Source organism: Myxococcus stipitatus DSM 14675 (genome assembly GCF_000331735.1).
In the GTDB taxonomy this organism is placed as follows: domain Bacteria; phylum Myxococcota; class Myxococcia; order Myxococcales; family Myxococcaceae; genus Myxococcus; species Myxococcus stipitatus.
This window is the reverse complement of the sequence record NC_020126.1, coordinates 3755280-3773621: the sequence shown is the minus strand read 5'-3', so window position 1 is coordinate 3773621 and position 18342 is coordinate 3755280. Positions and strand designations below refer to the sequence as shown.

16 protein-coding genes are annotated in these 18342 nt (G+C 70.8%); 14 read left to right on the top strand and 2 right to left on the bottom strand.

Annotated features, from left to right (window positions below; genetic code table 11):
* The first annotated feature begins 21 nt into the window (after positions 1-21).
* Entirely contained in the window at positions 22-540 is a 519-nt protein-coding gene (locus MYSTI_RS14730) for an acyl-CoA thioesterase (protein WP_015348558.1), read from the top strand.
* An 84-nt stretch (positions 541-624) separates the two neighbouring features.
* Here MYSTI_RS14730 and MYSTI_RS14725 read toward each other — a convergent pair whose 3' ends face one another.
* Positions 625-1008, bottom strand: coding sequence for a HesB/IscA family protein (locus tag MYSTI_RS14725; protein WP_015348557.1), 384 nt, complete (start codon positions 1006-1008; stop codon positions 625-627).
* A gap of 134 nt (positions 1009-1142) precedes the next feature.
* Here MYSTI_RS14725 and moeB point away from each other — a divergent pair, with 134 nt between their 5' ends.
* The gene (gene moeB / locus MYSTI_RS14720) at positions 1143-2309 is read left to right on the top strand and encodes a molybdopterin-synthase adenylyltransferase MoeB (protein WP_015348556.1); all 1167 of its coding nucleotides are present in this window, start codon (positions 1143-1145) and stop codon (positions 2307-2309) included.
* Positions 2310-2315: 6 nt separating this feature from the next.
* Complete coding sequence (locus MYSTI_RS14715; RefSeq protein WP_015348555.1) at positions 2316-2648, top strand: rhodanese-like domain-containing protein; 333 nt, start codon at positions 2316-2318, stop codon at positions 2646-2648.
* A gap of 7 nt (positions 2649-2655) precedes the next feature.
* On the opposite strand, the gene MYSTI_RS14710 is transcribed toward MYSTI_RS14715, so the two are convergent.
* Positions 2656-4992, bottom strand: coding sequence for a serine/threonine protein kinase (locus MYSTI_RS14710; protein ID WP_015348554.1), 2337 nt, complete (start codon positions 4990-4992; stop codon positions 2656-2658).
* Between the two features lie 175 nt (positions 4993-5167).
* Between MYSTI_RS14710 and MYSTI_RS14705 the strand changes: the two genes are divergently transcribed.
* The 11 genes from MYSTI_RS14705 to MYSTI_RS14655 all read left to right on the top strand — a co-directional run bounded on the left by MYSTI_RS14705 (position 5168) and on the right by MYSTI_RS14655 (position 18088).
* Entirely contained in the window at positions 5168-5716 is a 549-nt protein-coding gene (locus tag MYSTI_RS14705; protein ID WP_015348553.1) for a hypothetical protein, read from the top strand.
* Positions 5717-5929: 213 nt separating this feature from the next.
* On the top strand, positions 5930-7165 hold the full coding sequence (locus tag MYSTI_RS14700) for a putative porin (RefSeq protein WP_015348552.1): 1236 nt from the start codon (positions 5930-5932) through the stop codon (positions 7163-7165).
* 15 nt (positions 7166-7180) lie between these two features.
* Positions 7181-7894: a VTC domain-containing protein gene (locus tag MYSTI_RS14695; protein WP_015348551.1), complete on the top strand. Its 714-nt coding sequence runs from the start codon at positions 7181-7183 to the stop codon at positions 7892-7894.
* Between the two features lie 5 nt (positions 7895-7899).
* Positions 7900-9615 (top strand): dTMP kinase, encoded by a 1716-nt coding sequence (tmk, locus tag MYSTI_RS14690; protein WP_015348550.1) that lies wholly within the window; start codon positions 7900-7902, stop codon positions 9613-9615.
* Between the two features lie 13 nt (positions 9616-9628).
* Complete coding sequence (locus MYSTI_RS14685) at positions 9629-10333, top strand: DUF4956 domain-containing protein (RefSeq protein ID WP_015348549.1); 705 nt, start codon at positions 9629-9631, stop codon at positions 10331-10333.
* Positions 10330-11103, top strand: coding sequence for a hypothetical protein (locus MYSTI_RS14680; protein ID WP_015348548.1), 774 nt, complete (start codon positions 10330-10332; stop codon positions 11101-11103). The genes MYSTI_RS14685 and MYSTI_RS14680 overlap by 4 nt, the downstream gene beginning before the upstream one ends.
* Before the next feature lie 130 nt (positions 11104-11233).
* Positions 11234-12838 carry a metallophosphoesterase gene (locus MYSTI_RS14675; protein WP_015348547.1) on the top strand — a complete coding sequence of 535 codons (1605 nt, stop codon included), beginning with the start codon at positions 11234-11236 and terminating at the stop codon, positions 12836-12838.
* 131 nt (positions 12839-12969) lie between these two features.
* Positions 12970-14397, top strand: coding sequence for an RsmB/NOP family class I SAM-dependent RNA methyltransferase (locus MYSTI_RS14670; protein ID WP_015348546.1), 1428 nt, complete (start codon positions 12970-12972; stop codon positions 14395-14397).
* A gap of 24 nt (positions 14398-14421) precedes the next feature.
* The gene (locus MYSTI_RS14665; protein WP_015348545.1) at positions 14422-16197 is read left to right on the top strand and encodes a M61 family metallopeptidase; all 1776 of its coding nucleotides are present in this window, start codon (positions 14422-14424) and stop codon (positions 16195-16197) included.
* 12 nt (positions 16198-16209) lie between these two features.
* Entirely contained in the window at positions 16210-17652 is a 1443-nt protein-coding gene (locus MYSTI_RS14660) for a hypothetical protein (RefSeq protein WP_015348544.1), read from the top strand.
* 154 nt (positions 17653-17806) lie between these two features.
* Positions 17807-18088, top strand: coding sequence for a carboxypeptidase regulatory-like domain-containing protein (locus MYSTI_RS14655; protein ID WP_233278273.1), 282 nt, complete (start codon positions 17807-17809; stop codon positions 18086-18088).
* The last annotated feature ends 254 nt before the right edge of the window (positions 18089-18342 follow it).

The window sequence follows — 18342 nt, the reverse complement described above, 5'->3', positions numbered from 1 at the left end:
TCCCAGGATGGAAGGTGTGAGATGCAGGACATGACGCCCAAGCGAGCCAAGGACACGGAGGTGGTGATGACTCAGCTCATCCTCCCTCCGGATGCCAACAACCTGAACGCCGCGTTCGGCGGGAAGGTGATGCAGTGGATCGACATCTGCGGGGCGGTGGCCGCCCAGCGTCACTGCCGCCAGGTCGTCGTCACCGCGTCCATGGATGACCTGCACTTCCACGCCCCCATCAAGGTCGGCATGGTGGCGCTGCTGCACTCGCGCGTGCTGGCCGCCTTCCGCACCTCCATGGAAGTGGGCGTGACGGTGCACGCGGAGAACCCGCTCACCGGCGAGCGCACGCTCACCACGAGCGCCCTGCTCACCTTCGTGGCCATCGACAAGGACGGCCAGCGCGTCCAGGTGCCGCCGCTGTTGACGGAGACGGACACGGAGCGGGAGGCCTTCCAGGAAGCGCAGGAGCGGCGCGTGCAGCGCCTGGCGCGGCAGAAGGCCAATCAAACCTGGCTGAAGGTGATGAACCCCATCGCCGGGGCCTGAGAAGGCCCGCTCGGCGGTGGAGAGCGAGGGTGGAGCACCCACCCTCGTCCCTCATTCAGACCCACCCGGAAGTACGACGCAGGCTCAGGTCGTGAACGACGTGCCGCAGCCGCACGACGACTTGGCGTTCGGGTTGTTGAACTTGAAGCCCGAGCCGGTGATGGCGGAGACGTAGTCAATCTCCGTGCCGCCCAGGTACTGGCCGCTCATGCCGTCGGTGGCGAGCTTCACGCCGTCCTGCTCCCAGACGATGTCGCCGGCCTTCGACTCCTTGACCAGGTTCAAGTCGTAGCCCAGGCCGCTGCAGCCGGCGGGGACGACGCGGATGGAGAAGAAGTAGCCCTCGAAGCCCTGGGCCTTGATGACCTCCTTCACCTGCCGCACGGCGGCCTCGGTCAAGCGGACAGCCACCTGCGGGGCGGCCTGGGGGGCCTGCGAGGTGTCGGGGGTCGTCGTCGTGGTATCCATGTCGGCAGTATCTCCTCTCGAACCGCGCTTTATAACGCCCGGGGCCAGAAAATCCATGGGACCGGCTGCCCGGCCGCCCAGGAGTCATCATCCCTCGCGGCCCGGCGGGTGTCCCCGGGTTATACCCCCGCCCCATGGCCCCCACCTTCCGAGAGCTGCTGGCCGGCGTGAAGCAGGAGATTCGCGAAGTCACCGCGGACGAGGTGAAGCGCCTCCTGGACACCCGGGCCCCGGTGAAGCTCATCGACGTCCGGGAAGCGGACGAGTACGCGGGCGGGCGGCTCCCCGGTGCGCTGCACATCCCCCGAGGCCACCTGGAGCTTCGCATCGAGGAGCGCGCGGGCCGGGACGAGGAACTCGTCCTCTACTGCGCGGGCGGGACACGCTCGGCGCTGGCGGCGAAGACGCTGAAGGAGCTGGGGTACACCCGCGTGGCGTCGCTCGCGGGGGGATACCACCGCTGGAGCGACGCGGCCCTGCCGGTGGAGAAGCCCGTCGTCCTCACCGCCGCGCAGAAGGAGCGCTACCGCCGGCACCTCACCCTCCCGGAGGTGGGCGAGGAGGGACAGGCGCGGCTCCTGAAGGCCCGCGTGCTGCTGATGGGCGCGGGGGGCCTGGGCTCACCCGCGGCGCTGTACCTGGCGGCGGCGGGCGTGGGGACGCTGGGCATCATCGACTCGGACGTGGTGGAGCTGAGCAACCTCCAGCGTCAGGTGCTGCACACCCAGAAGCGCCAGGGCCAGCCCAAGGTCGTCAGCGCGAAGGCCGCGCTGGAGGCGCTCAACCCGGACGTCGAAGTCCTCGCCTTCCAGGAGCGGCTCACCTCGCACAACGTCCTGCGCGTGCTGGAGGGCTTCGACCTGGTCATCGACGGCGGAGACAACTTCCCCACCCGCTACCTGCTCAACGACGCGTGCCTCATGCGCGGGCTGCCCAACGTCCACGGCTCCGTCTTCCGCTTCGAGGGACAGGTGACCACCTTCGTCCCCGGCCAGGGGCCCTGCTACCGCTGCCTCTACCCCGCCCCTCCGCCTCCGGAGCTGGCCCCGTCCTGCGCGGAGGCGGGCGTGCTGGGGGTGCTGCCCGGAATCATCGGACTGCTCCAGGCCAACGAGGCCCTCAAGCTCATCCTCGGCCAGGGTGAGCCCCTCGTCGGCCGGCTCCTCACCTTCGACGCGCTGGGCACCCGCTTCCACGAGCTCAAGCTGCGGCGGGATTCCCAGTGCCCCGTCTGCGCGCCGGGCGCGAAGGTGGAGCTCATCGACTACGAGCGCTTCTGCTCCTCCTCCACCGCCGCCTGAGTCCCCATGCCCGTCCCTGAAATCACCCCCGCCCGCCTCGCCGAGCTCCTCTCGGGCCCGGCCGAGTCCCGCCCCGCCCTGCTCGACGTGCGCTTTCCCAACGAGCACGCCTACGTGGCGCTGCCGGACTCGGTCCTCATCCCCCTGCCGGAGCTGGACGAGCGCGCCGAGGAGCTGGAGCCCCTGCGAGGCCGCCCCGTCGTCGTCTACTGCCACCACGGCGTGCGCAGCCTGAGCGGCGCCGCGTACCTGATGTCCCTGGGAATGGAGGCCGTGTCGCTGCGAGGGGGAATCGACCTGTACTCACTCCAGGTCGACCCGTCCCTGCCTCGCTACTGACGAACCGCTAGCCGATGAAGGCGGACAGGTCCTGCGTGTCGCGGTTGACGGAGTTGGGCTTGATGTCGACCTCGAAGATGAACGGGTCCTTCAGCGGCCCCCCACTCAGCTCGAGCTTGTGCTTGCCCTCCATCAGCTCGATCTTCAGGCCCTTGCTGCCGCCCTGGCCCTGGTAGATGCCCACTTCCTGGCCGTTGCGGCGAACGGTGATGCCGCGCAAGGTGTCCGGCTTGAGCAGCAGCTGGAGCTGGCCCCGGCGGAACTCGTGGGTGAGCACCTTGGCCTGACCCGGCTCGCCGAACGCCAGCGTGTCCGAGTCCTCCTTGTAGATGCCCTGCTGCTCGTTCTCCAGGATGAGCGTGTCCTGCAGGTGCGCGCCGGACACGAGCGTCAGCGGCGTCGGGCCCAGCTCGGTGACGAGGCCCGCGCCACCGCAGCGCTCCGAGTGACGCACCGACACCTTCACCCGCTCGTTGGTGTTGATGGTGAGCCGCACGCCCTGCCCGTCCGAGGCCGTGGAGTTGAGCACCGCGAGGATGGGCTTGTGGAAGATGGCCACCACGGCCAGCAGCCCCACGATGAAGCCCAGCGTCGCGATGTTGCGCGTCGCCATGGTGCGGCGCGTGCGGCGCGAGTCGTCCGAGATGGCCCGCTCGACCTCGTCCTCCGGGCGCACCGCGGGCGCGGCGGCCATGGAGGCCCGCGAGCGCGTGGGCGGAGGCGCGGACGGCATCTCCGCGCGGCTGGAGGTCCTCCGGCGAGGGGGCGCCTCGGGGGCAGACACCTGCGACTGCATCCCCGTGCGGCGGCGAGGCGGAGGCGCGGGCTCCGGCGGCGGCAGCCGGGTCCTCTCGTCGTCCTCGTCGTCGTCGTCCATCCGCGTGCGCTCGTCCAGGTCCAGCGACACGGAGGAGCGGGAGCGCGGCGGAGGCGGTGCATCCACGTCCACCGCGGGCGTCGCTCGCGTCATGGAGCGGCGCGGCGGAGGCTGGGGCGCGGGCTCACCGGGGCTGGTGATGTCGGCGCTGCGGATATCCGAGCGGGAGCTGGTGCGCCCCACCTGGGTGACATTCGCGCTGCTGGGGCGGCGCATCGAGTCGGAGGTTCCACCCCGGCGACGCTGGGGCACCTCCATGACACCCGACGGCGCATCCCACTCGCCCGGATCCTCTTCCACCACCGGCTGCGCCGACGTGCCCGTGCGGCGCGGCGGCGGAGGCGGCGTGGTCCGGGGCGCGGGGCTCCGGCCTCGCTCCCGAGGAGAGGAGGACTCTCCGGGCGGAGCATCCCAGCTCATGTCCGCGGATGACGGACGGCTCCGGCCCCGCTCCTGGGGCGGAGGCGTGGGAGGCACGGGCGAGCCCGAGCTGCCCGACGACTCGTCGTCCACCGGCAGCACCTGGCCCTGGGCCTTCTCCTGGCTCAGCCGGTCGGCGAACAGCGTCTCCATCAGCTCGGAGATCTGCACCGAGCCCGCCGCCCAGTGCTGCGCGAAGAGGATGTCCTCCAGCGCCGTCTGGAACTGCCGCGCGTCCCGGTAGCGGTCATCCGCGCTCTTGGTGACGGCCCGCATCACCACCGGGTCCATGTCGCTCGGCACATCCGCCACGCGCGACGGCGGCTCGATGGCGCACTCCATGGCGGCCTGGAGCGTGGCGAGCTCCGAGTCCCGCTTGAGCGGGCGCACCCCGGTGAGCAGCTCGTAGAGCACCAGGCCGATGGCGAAGATGTCCGCGCGGCCGTCCAGCGCCTTGCCCGCCGCCTGCTCCGGCGCCATGTACGCGAACTTGCCCTTGATGGCGCCCGACTTCGTCAGCGACGCCTGGTCGGCCGCCTTGGCGATGCCGAAGTCCACCAGCTTCACCGAGCCGTCGAAGCTGATGAGGATGTTCTGCGGGGAGATATCCCGGTGCACCACGCGCAGCGGCCGACCCGCGTCATCCGTGCGGCTGTGCGCGTAGTGCAGACCCTGGCACGCATCCGCGACGATGCGGATGGCCAGCGGCCGGGCAATCCACTGCCCCGCGCTGGCCGCCTTGCGCATGACGCGGCCCAGGTCCTCGCCGTGGATGTACTCCATGGCGATGTAATAGGTCCCGTTCGCCTCTCCGAACTCGTAGACCTGCGCGATGTTCGGATGGTTGAAGCGCGCGGCAATGAGCGCTTCGTTGCGGAACATCTCCACGAACTCACGGTCTTCCGCGAGATGAGGAAGGATCCGCTTGACGACGAGGTTCTTTTGGAACCCCTCGATGCCCATCTGACGAGCCAGCCACACCTCGGCCATGCCGCCGGTGGCAAGCTTCTTCAGGAGCTGATATTTCCCGAAAGATTGAGGGTTCATCCCGGGACTCTGGCCGGGGGAGTTGGCTCAGGTGGAACGCGTCAGGGCTCGGCATCTTATGGGACAGTGGCCTCGGAGGCAAAGGCCCCTCGCAGTAATTCTGGCGGGTGCGCTGCTGACCTGCCTCATCGGGACGGGGGCACTCGCAGCCACTCCCCGTGTGGATCAAATCCGCATGGAGCGAAGAGGCGACGTCCTGGAGCTGCGCTGGGCGGACGCCGAGGAGCGCTTGCAGGGTACGCTTCACCCCGCCTCCCCCCGGGAAGGCGAGCCCTCCATGCTGTCCCTGCACGTGGGTGCGTTCGAGGGCCCGGAGTTCACCGGACCGCTGACGGTGACCTTCCACCTGAAGGACTCGCCTGCCCAGCAGGTGACCCGGACGCTCCAGCGCGAAGGGGTCAACTGGCACACGCAGGTGGAGTTCGACGAGCCCGGCCTCTACGAGCTGGAGGTGCGGTACCAGAACACGCGGCTGAAGGTGCTGACGGGCCACCTCACGGTCGCCGCCCAGCCCCTGCCCCCGGGCCTGAGCTGGGGGATTCTGGCCCTGTCCGCCGGCACCGCGCTGGCCTTGGGCGTCCGGGCCATGGTGCGGCGGGTGAAGTCCTCCGCGCCCACGAGCCCGCCCCCGGCACCGCTGCCCGTCGCGCCTCCGGAGAGTGCCGAGGCCGCCGCGCCCGCGGCCTCCACCGTCCCGCCGCCGGATGCGGCGTCAAGCCAGTAACTCCTTCCATCGGCGGAGGGCCATTCGTACAGGCCCGGCTGCCCTCGCCGTGGAACTTTCGTTCCCAGTGACAGCACCGCAACGACCTCGTCACGACGTTTGAGCCTCGGGGCGTGCGCGCACGGTGCGCATGGCCGTCCTCCACCCGACGTTGCCGTTCCGGGCACCGCAGTTGCACAACGCCTCTGCCGGCTGCGACGGGGAGGCGGGGACATGGGCGGGAGGTGGTGGAGATTACGTGGGAAAAGGGGCCTCCTCGTCGCGGTCCTCATGAGTGGTCCGGTGCTGGCGGCGACGCCGGACGCCGCGGAGGACTCGCTCTCGGGGGGCGTGGTGGATGGCGTCGAGCCCTCCGACAGCGACCCGCCCGAGGGCTCCGAGCCCCTGGAGCCCGCATCGGCGCTTCCAGACGACGCGATGGCGCAGCTGGTGCCGCCGGATTCGTCCGTGCCCACGGAGCCCGCCGCGCCCGCCGCACCCGCGAAGAAGAAGAAATCGAAGCCGGGCCCGCAGCAGGAGGACTCGATGGGAGAGGACTCCACCGCGCTCGACGACACCCCCGCGGACGAAGTCCAGCGCGTGCGCGTCTTCGGCCGCGTCTACGCACGCGCCAGCGCGGATGAGCGGGAGAAGTATCAGCGCTCGCTGAGCATCCCTTCCGCGCGCGTGGGCGTGGGCACCTCGCTGCCCAACCTCGAGGCGGAGGTGAGCGCGGACCTCGCCGACTCGTCCCTGCTCAAGGACGCCTTCGTGCGGTTGGCGGACGACGCGAAGCGCTTCAGGCTCTACGGCGGCCAGTTCAAGGCGCCCTTCCTCCAGCGCCGCCTCGAAGGCTCCTGGAGCCTGCCCATCCAGGGGCGCGGACTGGTGGAGGACTACCTGGGCGAGTACGAGCTGGGCGGCCGCCGGCTCGGGCTCATGGGTGAGGTGCGCCTCAAGAGCCTCTGGGACGTGCGCGTCTCCGCGGGCGTCTTCCAGGGCTCCAAGGATGAGCTGGGCGTGCGGACCAAGGAGGACATCGCTGGCCGCGTGAGCGTGCGTCCGCTCGGGAAGATGCTCACCTTGGGCGTGAGCACGTACGTCGCGGAGGCCATGGACCGGGCACGCCGCCATGCCGTCGCGGCGGACGCGGAGTGGCGGAGCGGCGCGTGGAGCGTGACAGGCGAGGTCGTCACGGGACGCCTTCCCGTGGGGCCGTTCACCGCGCAGCTCCTGCTGGCGAGCTGGACGGTGCCGGTGACGGCGGAGTGGGCGCTCCAGCCCGTGGCGGGCGTGGAGGGCTTGCAGTTGGGGGGGGACGTGGAGGGGCGAGGCCATTCGATGTTGGGGGGCCTCAACCTGCTGCTGGGGAGTCGGTTCCGGGGGCAGTTCCAGGTGGAGCGCGCGCTGCGGCCAGGGGATGAGGCGCCGGGCCTCGAGTACTCGCTGCAGTTGGCGACCCGTTTCTAGTCATGGAGACACGCCATGCTCTCGTTCTCCGAGGGGGAAGTGACCAGGCTCCGGCGTGAGTTCAAGCTGGTGCTGGAGGAGCAAGCGGCGCTGGTGTTGTGCCAGCGCTTGTCGGAGGACCTGGGCGGGCTGGTGCCGGAGCCCACCCGCATCGCCTCCGTGTACTTCGACCGTCCGGGCTGTCCGCTGGCGGAGCGCGCGCTGCGCTCGCCCGAGGACTGCCTCAAGGTGCGCACGAAGGAGTACGCACCGGACATCGGCGCCGACGGCGTGGAGCGCGTGGTGCTCGAGGTGAAGCGCGAGCGCCATGGCCTCACGCAGAAGCGGCGCGTCTGGGTGCCGCGCTCGGAGCTGGGGCGCGTGCTGGGGGGAGGCACCCGGCTGCTGCCGCTCATCACCGGGGGAAGCCTGTCGCCGGTGCTGGCGGTGACGTACCAGCGCCACGTGTATCCCTCATCGAGTGGCTGGCGGGTGACCGTGGATCGGGACATCGGCTACCACCAGATTGCCCCCGACGTGGCGATGTCACGGTTCGCCTTGTCGAGCGAGCGGCTGGGACCGCCGCTGTCGCGGGAAGGGCGCGTGGTGGTGGAAGTGAAGCACTTGGGTCAGGAGCTGCCGGACTGGCTGGCGTCGCTCAATCCTGGAGGGATGCCGACGTACAGCAAGTTCGCGGAGGGGATGGCGAGGGTGCATGCCTTCGCCGCGGATGGGGTCGCGAGGGGATAGGCAACGTGTTCATCGATTTCGAGGGGATTGATGGCAGCGGCAAGACGACACTCTCCAACCTGCTGGCCGGAAGGCTGAAGAAGCTGGGCTACCGGGTGGCGCACGCGCGCGAAGGGGGTGAGCTCCGCTCGTCCACCGCCCGGCGCGTGAGGGAGCTGACGCGAGACTCACGGCTCCTGGAGATGGCGCCACGCGCGGAGTTCTTCCTCAACCTGGCGAGAGACGCGCAACAACTGGAGGAAGTGGTGGCGCCCGCGCTCTCCCGAGGCGAGGTGTGCATCACCGACCGCTACCTGTACTCCCAGCTCGCGCTGAGCGGCGGGGGCCGAGGACTGCCCTTGTCGGAGCTGCGGCCCGCGTGCGAGCTGGCCGCGCAGGGGCTGTGGCCGGACCTGGTCATCCTCGTCGACGTGGACCCGGACCTGGCGAGGCTGCGCAAGCGGCTGGGCAAGGCGCAGTCGGACCGAAGCCCGGAGAGCGACAGTCGCAAGGGCCTGGCGGGCGCGGGGCTCGCGGTGCGCATGCGCGAGGCCTTCCTCTCCCTGGCGAAGGAGGACCCCCGGCGCTGGCTCATCCTCGAGAACAACGACGTGCCGTTGCACGTGTTGGAGCAGCGACTCGTGGACGCGGTGGTGGCGCGGCTGGAAGGACGCGACATGCCCGTGCAGCGAATCGTCCCCTCCTCCGCCACCGCGCACGCGTCCGAGCCCATCCGGGTGGAGCGCGTGGAGGAGCGCTTCTTCCAGGCACTGGATGCGGTGGAGCTGCGGGAGCCGACCCTGGCCGTGTGGCTGTTGGGCGGACTGCCCGGGCTCGCCGCGCACCAGCGCAGACTGGACTTCGTGGAGCGCTTCCCGGTCCTCACCGCGCGCGGACTCCAAGGGCTCGATGATGATGCCGCGTGGACGCTGCGCGAGATGCTGGCCCCACGAGCGCCCCTCCAGGTGGCCAGCGGCCTGGTGGGATTGAAGGGCCCTCGCGCGGCGATGATGCGCGAGCGGCTGTATGTCCATGCGCCCGCGGAGGTCCTCCAGGGCTTGAGGGGGGACGACTCCCCTCCTAGCTGGACCTTGCGCGAGCGGGGCGTGAGGGATGGACACCTGGCGGCGGTGCTCCTGGGCCTGGGCGGCGTGAACGATGACGAGGCCTGGGTGGTGCGCGAGGCGGGCATGACGCGCGGGCTGTACGCCGAGGTGGCGCGCAGCCTGGGAGGACTGACGGACGCTCGGGCGGAGGCGCTGCGCGAGGTGCTGCTGGCCCATGACAGGCTGGCGGTGCTGCGCGGGACCCTCGGGTTGGACACGCCCGTGGCGAGAGGACTGCGCGAGTCGCTGGCGAACAAGGCGCTGAAGCTGGTGCTGCGCTCGCTGACGGGGCTCTCCACCCAGGAAGCGTGGGCCCTGCGGGAGCGGTCCGCGGCCAGGACGAAGGAGGCACTCGACTCGGTGGACGGCATGAACGACCCGCGCGCATGGAAGCTGCGCGTCGCCCAGGCGAATCGCTGGCCCGCCACCGTGCTCTCCTCGCTCGAGGGGCTGCCCCTGGAGCCCGAGGCGCGCTTGCTGGTGGAGCGCATCCTGGAGGCCCACGGCACACGCATTCCGGTGCTGCGCAACGCGTACTCGGTCGTCGCCACCGCGGCGGCGCTCGACGCTCGGGGCACCGTCTCCCGCGCGGGCCGGCCCGTCGCGGATGTGCCTCCGCAGCAAGCCGAAGTCTAGGGAGAGTGCCACCATGGAGGTCTCGCTTCCCTCGCTCTTCGAAAGCGCCAAGGCGGAGATGGGTGCCTTGTCCATCACCGTGATGCTGCCGCGCATGCTCGCGGCGGCGTTCATTGGCGCGCTGCTGTCCCTGCGCCCGTGGCGGGTGCTCATGCGCAGGCCCTTGCCGAAGGCGGACATGGTCCAGGCGCAGGTGCTGCTGTGCGCCGCGGCGGCGGTCATCACCGCGGTCATCGGCGACAGCGTGGCCAAGGCGTTTGGCCTAGTGGGCCTGGGCGGCTTCGTGCGCTTCCGCTCGGGGCTGAAGGACCCGCGCGACGCGGCCATCCTGTTCCTGATGATTGGCCTGGGCATGGCGTGTGGCCACGGCAGCCTGGGGCTCGCGGGCGTGGGCACCGTGTTCGTGGCGACGCTGCTGCTCGTGCTGGACCTGTTCAACCGCGAGGCGCCCAGCGCCCTGAAGCAGCGGCTGCTCGTCTCCGCGCAGGCCGATGACCTGGTGAGGGCGGAGGCCACGCTGAGGAGCGCGCTGGGCGAGCGCAACGTGTTGGTGAAGAGCTGCGCGCTCGACTTCGACGGGCGTCGGCTGGAGTTGGAAGTGGAGGAGCCCGTGCCTGGCTCGCTGACCGCGGCGCTGGGACGCACGGAGGGAATGCCCCTGCGGGGGCTGCGATGGACGGCGGTGAGCCCCAAAGGGGGCCGGGAGGAGCTGACATGACACGCTGGTGGATGGCCGCGCTCGCGGCCGGTGGATTGCTCGTGGGATGTGGCGGCGGAGGGAGCCTGCCGAGTGGAGAGGGCCTGGGGCCGCCGCCCCCGGGGGGAGACGTGGGCCTGCCAGGAGGCCCCGGGGACCCCGGCACTCCGGCCTCCACGTCGCTGTGGCCGCTGACGACGGGCTCCGTCTGGGTCTACGACATCCAGGACCCCGTGCACGGGCGCTTCCAGAAGCACGTGACGGTGGAAGGACCTGGCGATGTGCCAGGAGCCCCCGCGGGCACGACGGGCGTGCGCGTGCACAGCAAGCAGGACCGCGTCGCCTCGGGCGTCGTGTACGAGGAGTACTCGTGGCAGGTCGAGCAGGACAACGGCCTGGTGGTGAGGCTGCGCGAGGAGGACCATCGCGATGGGGCATTGGTGCGCACCACCACGTGGTCTCCGTCCACGGTGAAGTCCCTGGCCCGCGCGCCGAGCGCCCTGCCCTGGACCTATACCAACGCGGTGCGCGAGCTCACCGTGCTGGGTGACGGCAGCCAGGAGAATGGCGACCCGACCTACGCGTGGCGCGTGGTGGAGATGGGCGTCACGGTGCAGACGCGGGCGGGCACCTTCACCAACGCCGTGAAGGTGCGGCGCGACAAGCTCAACGACGCGGGTGAAGCGAAGGAGGGCAAGGAGCGCACGTACTGGCTGGTGCCCGGCATCGGCAAGGTGCGCGAGGAGGGAGAGCGCATCGAGGACCTCGCGTCCTACGACGTGAAGGAGTAGGCGCTCGGGTGTCCGTGCGAGGAGGGCGCGAGGGCTTGTCTCTCCGCCCGCCGGGCAACCCCCGCTCAGGATGAACGTCCTGAAATAGACCGTTGGGCCTCCGTCCCGAAATGGTTCGGGAGGAGGCTGCATGCAACTGAAGACCCGCTTCACCTTCATGGCCGTGGCCCTGACTCTCGTGTCGGGCGTGGCTTCCGCGGGCGTTCTCGCTCGCGACCCCTACCTCCAGAAAGTCGGACCGGACACCGCCCTGGTGGCATTCCGACTGGCGTCCAGTTGCTCGCCCGAGGTGCGCTACGGCACGGGCGCCGTGAGCGAGGTCGCCCGCTCGGAGACCACGGGCCGCAACCACGCCGTGGTGTTGACGGGCCTGAAGCCCGGCACCGAGTACACCTATGAAGTGAGCGCCTGCGGCACGACGACGCCCCCCAAGCGCTTCAAGACCGCCCCCGAGCCGGGAACCCGGAGCGTGCACTTCGCCGCCATGGGGGACTTCGGCACGGGAGGCTCGGACCAGCGCAAGGTCGTCTCACGCATGCTCACGAACAAGCCGGAGCTGTTCGTGGCGCTCGGTGACAACGCCTACCCCGACGGCACCGAGGCCGACTTCGAGAACAACCTCTTCACCCCCATGGCCGCGCTGCTCGCCGAGGTGCCGATGTTCGCCACGCCCGGCAACCACGAGTACGTGACGAACCAGGGTGAGCCGTACCTGAACAACCTCTTCATGCCCACCAACAACCCGGCGGGCTCGGAGCGCTACTTCTCCTTCGACTGGGGACACGTGCACTTCGTGTCCATCGACTCCAACTGCGCGCTGGGCCTCGCGGCGCCCAACCGCTGCACGCTGGAGGCGCAGAAGGCGTGGCTGGAGACGGACCTGGCCACGACGAAGCAGCCGTGGAAGGTCGTCTTCTTCCACCACCCGGCCTGGTCCAGCGGGGAGCACGGCTCGCAGCTCACCATGCGCCGCCAGTTCGCGCCCCTCTTCGAGAAGTACGGCGTGGACCTGGTGCTCACGGGGCATGACCACAACTACGAGCGCAGCAAGAACATGCAGGGCGACACCATCGCGGCATCGGGCGGCATCCCGTACCTCGTCGTGGGCGGCGGCGGCGCCGCGCTGCGAGCCTTCTCCGGCAGCCAGCCCGACTGGAGCGTCTTCCGCGACAACAAGGCCTACGGCTACCTGGACGTCGAGGTCGTCGAGGGCGTGCTCACCGCGAAGCTCATCACCGTCGACAACAAGGTGCTCGACAGCTTCACGCTGCGCAAGGACCTGCCCCCCGTGGAGCAGCCGCCTCCGGCCGACGCGCTCAACATCAACGTCGAGGGCGAGCGCGGCGTGGCCCCGCACGGCGCCCTCTTCCGCGCGACGACGTCCTCGCCCGACGTGCCCGTGCGCTGGGACTTCGGCGACGGGGGCTCGGCCGAGGGCCACACCGCGAAGCACGTCTACACCCGGGCCGGCCAGTTCACCGTGACCGCGACAGCCACCTTCGGAGCCCTGACGCGCACGGCGACGGCGGTCGTCAGCGTCAGTGAGCCCCCGGGCGGAACCCCGGATGCGGGCACCTCGCCGGGCACGGACGCGGGCACCCCTCCCCCGAACATCGCGGACAAGGGGGGCGGCTCCGGCGGAGGCTGCTCCACCAGCTCCACCGCCACCCTGCTCCCCGCGGGGGGGCTGCTGTTGTCCCGGCTCCTGCGGCGACGCTCCCGCCGTCCGTCCTGAGCCCGCGCGCGCTCGTCCTCGAGGACATCCCCCCTTGCCCGGGTGGACCGGTGGACCCAAAGTCCCCGGCCACCCGGGTTTGTTTTCCCCGCTTGTCATCCAGCCCTGGGGATGCAAAGGCCCCTGCCGACATGGCTCAGAAATCCAGATTCCGCCCCACCGCGCGCCACTCCGCGAAGAAGTCCCCCGCCCCTTCGAAGAGGAAGAAGCTCACGGCCGCCGAAAAGGAGCGCTCCACGCGTCCGCTGCGCGAGGACCTGGTGCTGCAAGCCTGCCTGGAGGCCTACGCGCTGGTGCGCCATGAAGGGCGACTGTCGGACCGGGCGCTGGACTTCACCTTGCGCCGCAAGGCCAACCTCTACTCGTCGGAGCGCCGCGCCGTGGCCGAGCGCGTCTACGCCCTGCTCCGCCGCCAGCGCACGGTGGACTTCCTGCTGAGCCGCGCCCACCCGCGCTTCGAGACGCTGGATGCCTCGCGCCAGGACGTGCTGCGGCTGGCCGCCTCGCGCATGCTGCATGGCGAGCTCCTGGGGGATGTGGTGCGCACCTCGTCGCTGGCGTCGTCGGATGCCTCGGCCCTGAGCGCACTGCCCCAGGCCGCCGCGGCGCTGGAGGCCCTGCCGGAGAAGAAGCGCTTCCCCATCGCCGCCTCGCTGCCGGACTTCCTCGCCGAGAAGTTCCTCGCCCTCTACGGCAAGGACGCGGCTCGCGCCGCGGAGGCGATGAACGAGCGCGCCCCCCTCACCATCCGCGCCAACCTGCTCAAGGAGGACCGCGACGCGCTGGCCAAGCGGCTGGGCGCCGAGCAGGTGGAGGTGAAGCCCACGCCCCTGTCCCCCATGGGCCTGCACCTGGAGACGCGCCTCAACGTCTTCTCGCTGACGAGCTTCCGCGAGGGCTTCGTCGAAATCCAGGACGAGGGCAGCCAGCTGCTGGGCATGCTGGTGGACGCGCCTCCCACGCGCGTCGTCGATGCGTGCGCGGGCGCGGGCGGCAAGACGCTGCAGCTGGCCGCGCAGATGAAGAACCGGGGCGACCTGCACGCGATGGACATCGACGAGCGGCGCCTCGACGACTTGAAGAAGCGGGCGCGCCGGGCGGGTGTGCACAACGTGCGCGCGCAGCACATCCCCGCGGAGGGCGCGGAGGTGGACGCCGCGCTGGAGCCGCTGGTGGGCAAGGCGGACCGCGTGCTGGTGGACGCGCCGTGCAGCGGCACGGGCACCTTCCGCCGCAAGCCGGACGCGCGCTACCGCCTGACGCCCGAGGAGCTGGAGCACCACGTGGCGCGGCAGAAGCTGCTGCTGGAGCGCTTCTCCCGGATGGTGAAGCCCGGCGGCCGGCTCATCTACGGCACGTGCAGCGTGCTGCGCGAGGAGAACGAGGCCGTCATCGAGGACTTCCTCTCGCGGCACCCCGAGTACACGGTGCGCCCCGTGGCGGAGCTCCTGGGGGCGGAGCTGGCCGCGAAGGTGGGGCCGGGCCCGTTCCTGCGGATTGCGCCCCACACCCACGGAACCGACGGCTTCTTCGGAGCCGTTCTCGTCCGGGCGAAGTAGCCTCCGGGGGAGAAAGGCCCGGCCATGTCCCACACCGTCCGTTACCGCGTCTCGCTGCCTCGGCCCCACACGCACCTGGTGGAGGTGGAGGTCTCGTTCCCTGGGGGTGCCGCCACCCTCGATGCGCGGATGCCGGTGTGGACACCGGGCAGCTACCTGGTGCGCGAGTTCGCCCGCCACGTCCAGGACGTCTCGGCGGTGGCACCGGATGGGACGCCGCTGCTGGTGCGGCGCATGGACAAGCAGACGTGGCGCGTGCACGCGGGCGGGCAGGCCGTCACCCTGCGCTACCGCGTCTACGCGAACGAGCTGACGGTGCGCACCAGCCACGTGGATGGAACCCACGCGTACCTCAATGGCGCCAGCGTGTTCCTCTACACGGACGCCACGCGGGACGCGGAGCACCACGTCACGGTGGAGGCCCCCGCGGGCTGGAGCACGTTCTGCGCGCTGGACTCGCGCGACGGCGCCTTCATCGCGCCGGACTACGACACGCTGGTGGACAGTCCCATCGAGGTGGGGCCTCACACGCCGCTCACCTTCACCGTGGCCGGGGTGCCTCACGACATCGTCGTCTGGGGGGACAGCGTCGCGGACCCGGAGCGGCTGTGCGCGGACTTCCAGCGCCTGTGCGAGGTGCAGGCGCGGCTGTTCGGCGGGCTGCCCATGCGCCGCTACCTGTTCCTGCTGTACCTGACGGACAAGGGGCGCGGGGGGCTGGAGCACCAGGCCAGCACCGCCCTGCTCTTCCCGCGCGCGGCGCTCGCCACGAATCGCGGCTGGGAAGACCTGCTGACGCTGGCCGCGCACGAGTACTTCCACCTGTGGGTCGTCAAGCGGGTGAAGCCGCGGACGCTGGTGCCCTTCGACTACACGCAGGAGAACTACACCTCCCTGCTGTGGGCCTTCGAGGGCACCACCGCGTACTACGACAACCTCATCGTCCGGCGCTCGGGGCTGATGTCCGCGCCGCGCTACCTCACCCGGCTGGGTGAGACACTCACCACGCTGCAGTCCACGCCGGGCCGGCGCACGCAGACGCTCCTCGATGCGTCGATGGTGAGCTGGGTGAAGCACTACCGCCCCGACGAGAACTCCCCCAACAGCGCCATCTCCTACTACTTGAAGGGCGAGGTGGTGTCGGCGCTCCTCGACCTGGAGATCCGCCGGGCCACGCGGGACGACCGCGGCCTGGATGATGTCCTCCGGTTGCTGTGGTCACGCCATGGCGATGGTACAGGCGTGGATGAGGAAGGCGTGGAGGCCGCGGCGAGCGAGGTGGCCGGCACGGACCTGAAGGCCTTCTTCGACCGGGCGCTGCGCACCACGGAGGAGCTGGACTACTCGGTGTTCTCCCACGTGGGGCTCGAGGCCAGCTTCCGGACGCGCGAGTCGCCGGGAGACCGCGGGGGCACGCCGCCCAAGGGCAGGACGGGTGAGGCGAAGCCTCGGGGGTGGCTGGGCATCACCCTCAAGGGGAGCGCCACGGTGGCCTCGGTGCTGGACGGCTCGCCCGCGCAGGAGGCGGGGCTGTACGCCGAGGACGACGTGGTGGCGCTGGATGGGTGGAAGGCGGACGGCAACGCGCTGGTGAGCCGGTGCGAGGACCGCAAGCCCGGGGACACCGTGCGCGTGACGGTGTTCCGCCGCGACAAGCTGCTGGAGGTCCCCGTGGTGCTGGGCACCAAGCCTTCCGAGGCGGTGTGGCTGGCGCGCGTGGACAAGCCCACGGAGGCCCAGAAGGCCGCCTATCAGTCCTGGCTGGGCGCCCCCTGGGACGAGGCCCCCGGCGCGACGTAGGCTTCGGGGAGCATGCCCTCCCCCACCGCCGTCATCTGTCAGACGCACCGAAGTGCCCTCGCGGGTTGGCGCTGCCTGGCCTGCCAGGCCACGCTCTGCCCCGAGTGCGCGGTGGGCCAGCGCATCCAGACGGTGGAACTGGTCCGGTGCGGCCTGTGCGGCGGCGACGCGGAGGTGCTGCGCATCCATCGCGGCGTGGTGCCGCTCGCGCACCGGCTGAAGCGCGCCTGGCGCTATCCGTTCTCGCTCCCGGCCGTGCAGCTCGTGCTGGCCCTGGGCGCGTTCCTGGCGGTCCTGGGCGGGCTCGCGACGATGGTCCCCGTCTTCATCCGCCTGCCCGTCCTCCTGTTCTACGCGGGGACCTTCTGGGCCACCTTCTTCGCCCTCGTGCGCGAGTCCGCGCGCGGAGACACGTCGCTGGACATCCCGGAGTTCACCGAGCTGGGAAGAGACGTCCTCGTCCCGGGGCTTCGAGGCGTGCTGGTGTTCCTGGTCGCGAGCCTCCCCGCGCTCGCCTTCGCCCTGGTGGCCTACTCCGGCGTGAGCGCGGCGGTGGATGTCTTCTCCTGGTTCATCCTCTGGAGGATTCCCCCGGAGCTGCTGCGCGACGGGGTGTTCTGGCTCCTGGTGGGGCTGGGCGCCCTGTGGCTTCCCGCGGGGCTCCTGCTCGTGGCGAGCCACCAGCCCCCCTGGCAGCTGCTGAACCCGCGGCTGGCGTTCTCGGTGGTGCGGGGCCTGGGGTCCGACTACTGGGTGGGCACCGCCGCGCTCGCGGGCCTCGTGCCCGTGCACCTCGCGGCCCATGTCCTGGCGGCGGCGGTGCGCACGCTGAAGTTCCCCCTCGTCCCTTACGTCCTCGCCGAGTGCATCACGCTGGTGGTGCCCCTGCTCGCGGCGCACATCCTGGGCCTGCTGCTCTTCGTCCGAGGCGACCAGGTGGGCTACGGCGAGCCGAGGGAGTACCTGGAGCCCCTGCTGGGAGGAACCCGTCCCGTGCGGGACGCACCGCCGCTCGTGGGGCACATGGCGATGGACGCCGCCGCCCAGGGTGTCGTGCTGGAGGCCGTCGACAAGGAGGCCGCCTTCGACGGGGCCCTCGGCAACCTGACGACGGCGATGGAGGCGCGCAACATTCCCCTGGCCCTGTCGACGTATGCCGAGCTGGAGCAATTCCCCGCCATGCGTGTGCCCGCGGCGCTCCACTTGTTCATCGGACAGGCCGCGGCCGTGGAAGAGAACTTCCCACTGGCGGTCTCCGCGCTGGAGCGCGCCGCGGATGTCGCGCCGGACGAGGAGACCGCGCCCCGCGCGCTGGTGCTGCTGGCGCGGGTGCTGGGGGAGCGCATGAACGAGACCGCGCGCGCCGAAGAGGTCTACCGCTACGTGCAACACCGCTACCCGGACACCGCCGCGGCGCGGTTCGCGAGCAAGCACGCGCGCTACGAACCCGAGTGAGCCGGGCATTGCGGCGGACCCACATCGGCCCCACCTTGAATCCATGCTTCGAGCGCTTGGAGTCTGCTGGCTCATCGGTCTTGGCATGTGGACGGGATGCGACGAGGCGCCCTCTCGGGCCCGAGCGTCATGGCCCGATGAAGAATGCGCCGCGGTGCCGAACGCCCTGCGCGTGGTGGTCCTCTCCGCGGAGGGCGTGCGCGTGCGTGGCGCCACCGTCACCGCCACCAACCTCACGTCCAACGCCAGCATCTCCGGCGTCACCGACTCGGACGGCGTGACGACTGCCATCAATGAAACACTCGCCCCCAGCCCGGTGCGCGTGGTGGCCGTCGCCGGGGCCCGGGTGTCGCCCGCGTCGCGGGTCGACTGGGTGTGCGACACCTGCAACTGTGTCCCCGAGCCCGCGGACCTGACGCTGGAGTTGGACCCGTAGAACCTCGTCGGGCCCCCAACTTCCCGGGGTTGGCACGGATTTCCGTGCGAGAAAGCAACGGGAGAGGTTGTCTTGAGACTGCCGGCTGCGGTACGGCAGGGACATGCGTGAGACCCGCATGTCCGCCCCCTTCCGCCTTGCCCTCGTCCTCGGAGCCTCCCACCAGTCGGGCGCTCTGAAGTGTACGGCGGCGGGGACGTGTCGTGGCGGGAGCCGCGTTCCCCCATCGGGGGGTGTTTCTCGGCGCTCTACCG

What these genes read in the sequence shown, in the direction of transcription:
- MYSTI_RS14695 (WP_015348551.1), top strand. Translation starts at nt 7,181, where the DNA reads ATGCTCTCGTTCTCCGAGGGGGAAGTGACCAGGCTCCGGCGTGAGTTC.
- MYSTI_RS14715 (WP_015348555.1), top strand. Translation starts at nt 2,316, where the DNA reads ATGCCCGTCCCTGAAATCACCCCCGCCCGCCTCGCCGAGCTCCTCTCG.
- MYSTI_RS14685 (WP_015348549.1), top strand. Translation starts at nt 9,629, where the DNA reads ATGGAGGTCTCGCTTCCCTCGCTCTTCGAAAGCGCCAAGGCGGAGATG.
- MYSTI_RS14675 (WP_015348547.1), top strand. Translation starts at nt 11,234, where the DNA reads ATGCAACTGAAGACCCGCTTCACCTTCATGGCCGTGGCCCTGACTCTC.
- MYSTI_RS14710 (WP_015348554.1), bottom strand. Translation starts at nt 4,992, where the DNA reads ATGAACCCTCAATCTTTCGGGAAATATCAGCTCCTGAAGAAGCTTGCC.
- MYSTI_RS14680 (WP_015348548.1), top strand. Translation starts at nt 10,330, where the DNA reads ATGACACGCTGGTGGATGGCCGCGCTCGCGGCCGGTGGATTGCTCGTG.
- MYSTI_RS14670 (WP_015348546.1), top strand. Translation starts at nt 12,970, where the DNA reads ATGGCTCAGAAATCCAGATTCCGCCCCACCGCGCGCCACTCCGCGAAG.
- MYSTI_RS14730 (WP_015348558.1), top strand. Translation starts at nt 22, where the DNA reads ATGCAGGACATGACGCCCAAGCGAGCCAAGGACACGGAGGTGGTGATG.
- MYSTI_RS14700 (WP_015348552.1), top strand. Translation starts at nt 5,930, where the DNA reads ATGGGCGGGAGGTGGTGGAGATTACGTGGGAAAAGGGGCCTCCTCGTC.
- MYSTI_RS14660 (WP_015348544.1), top strand. Translation starts at nt 16,210, where the DNA reads ATGCCCTCCCCCACCGCCGTCATCTGTCAGACGCACCGAAGTGCCCTC.
- MYSTI_RS14665 (WP_015348545.1), top strand. Translation starts at nt 14,422, where the DNA reads ATGTCCCACACCGTCCGTTACCGCGTCTCGCTGCCTCGGCCCCACACG.
- MYSTI_RS14725 (WP_015348557.1), bottom strand. Translation starts at nt 1,008, where the DNA reads ATGGATACCACGACGACGACCCCCGACACCTCGCAGGCCCCCCAGGCC.
- MYSTI_RS14705 (WP_015348553.1), top strand. Translation starts at nt 5,168, where the DNA reads ATGGAGCGAAGAGGCGACGTCCTGGAGCTGCGCTGGGCGGACGCCGAG.
- moeB (WP_015348556.1), top strand. Translation starts at nt 1,143, where the DNA reads ATGGCCCCCACCTTCCGAGAGCTGCTGGCCGGCGTGAAGCAGGAGATT.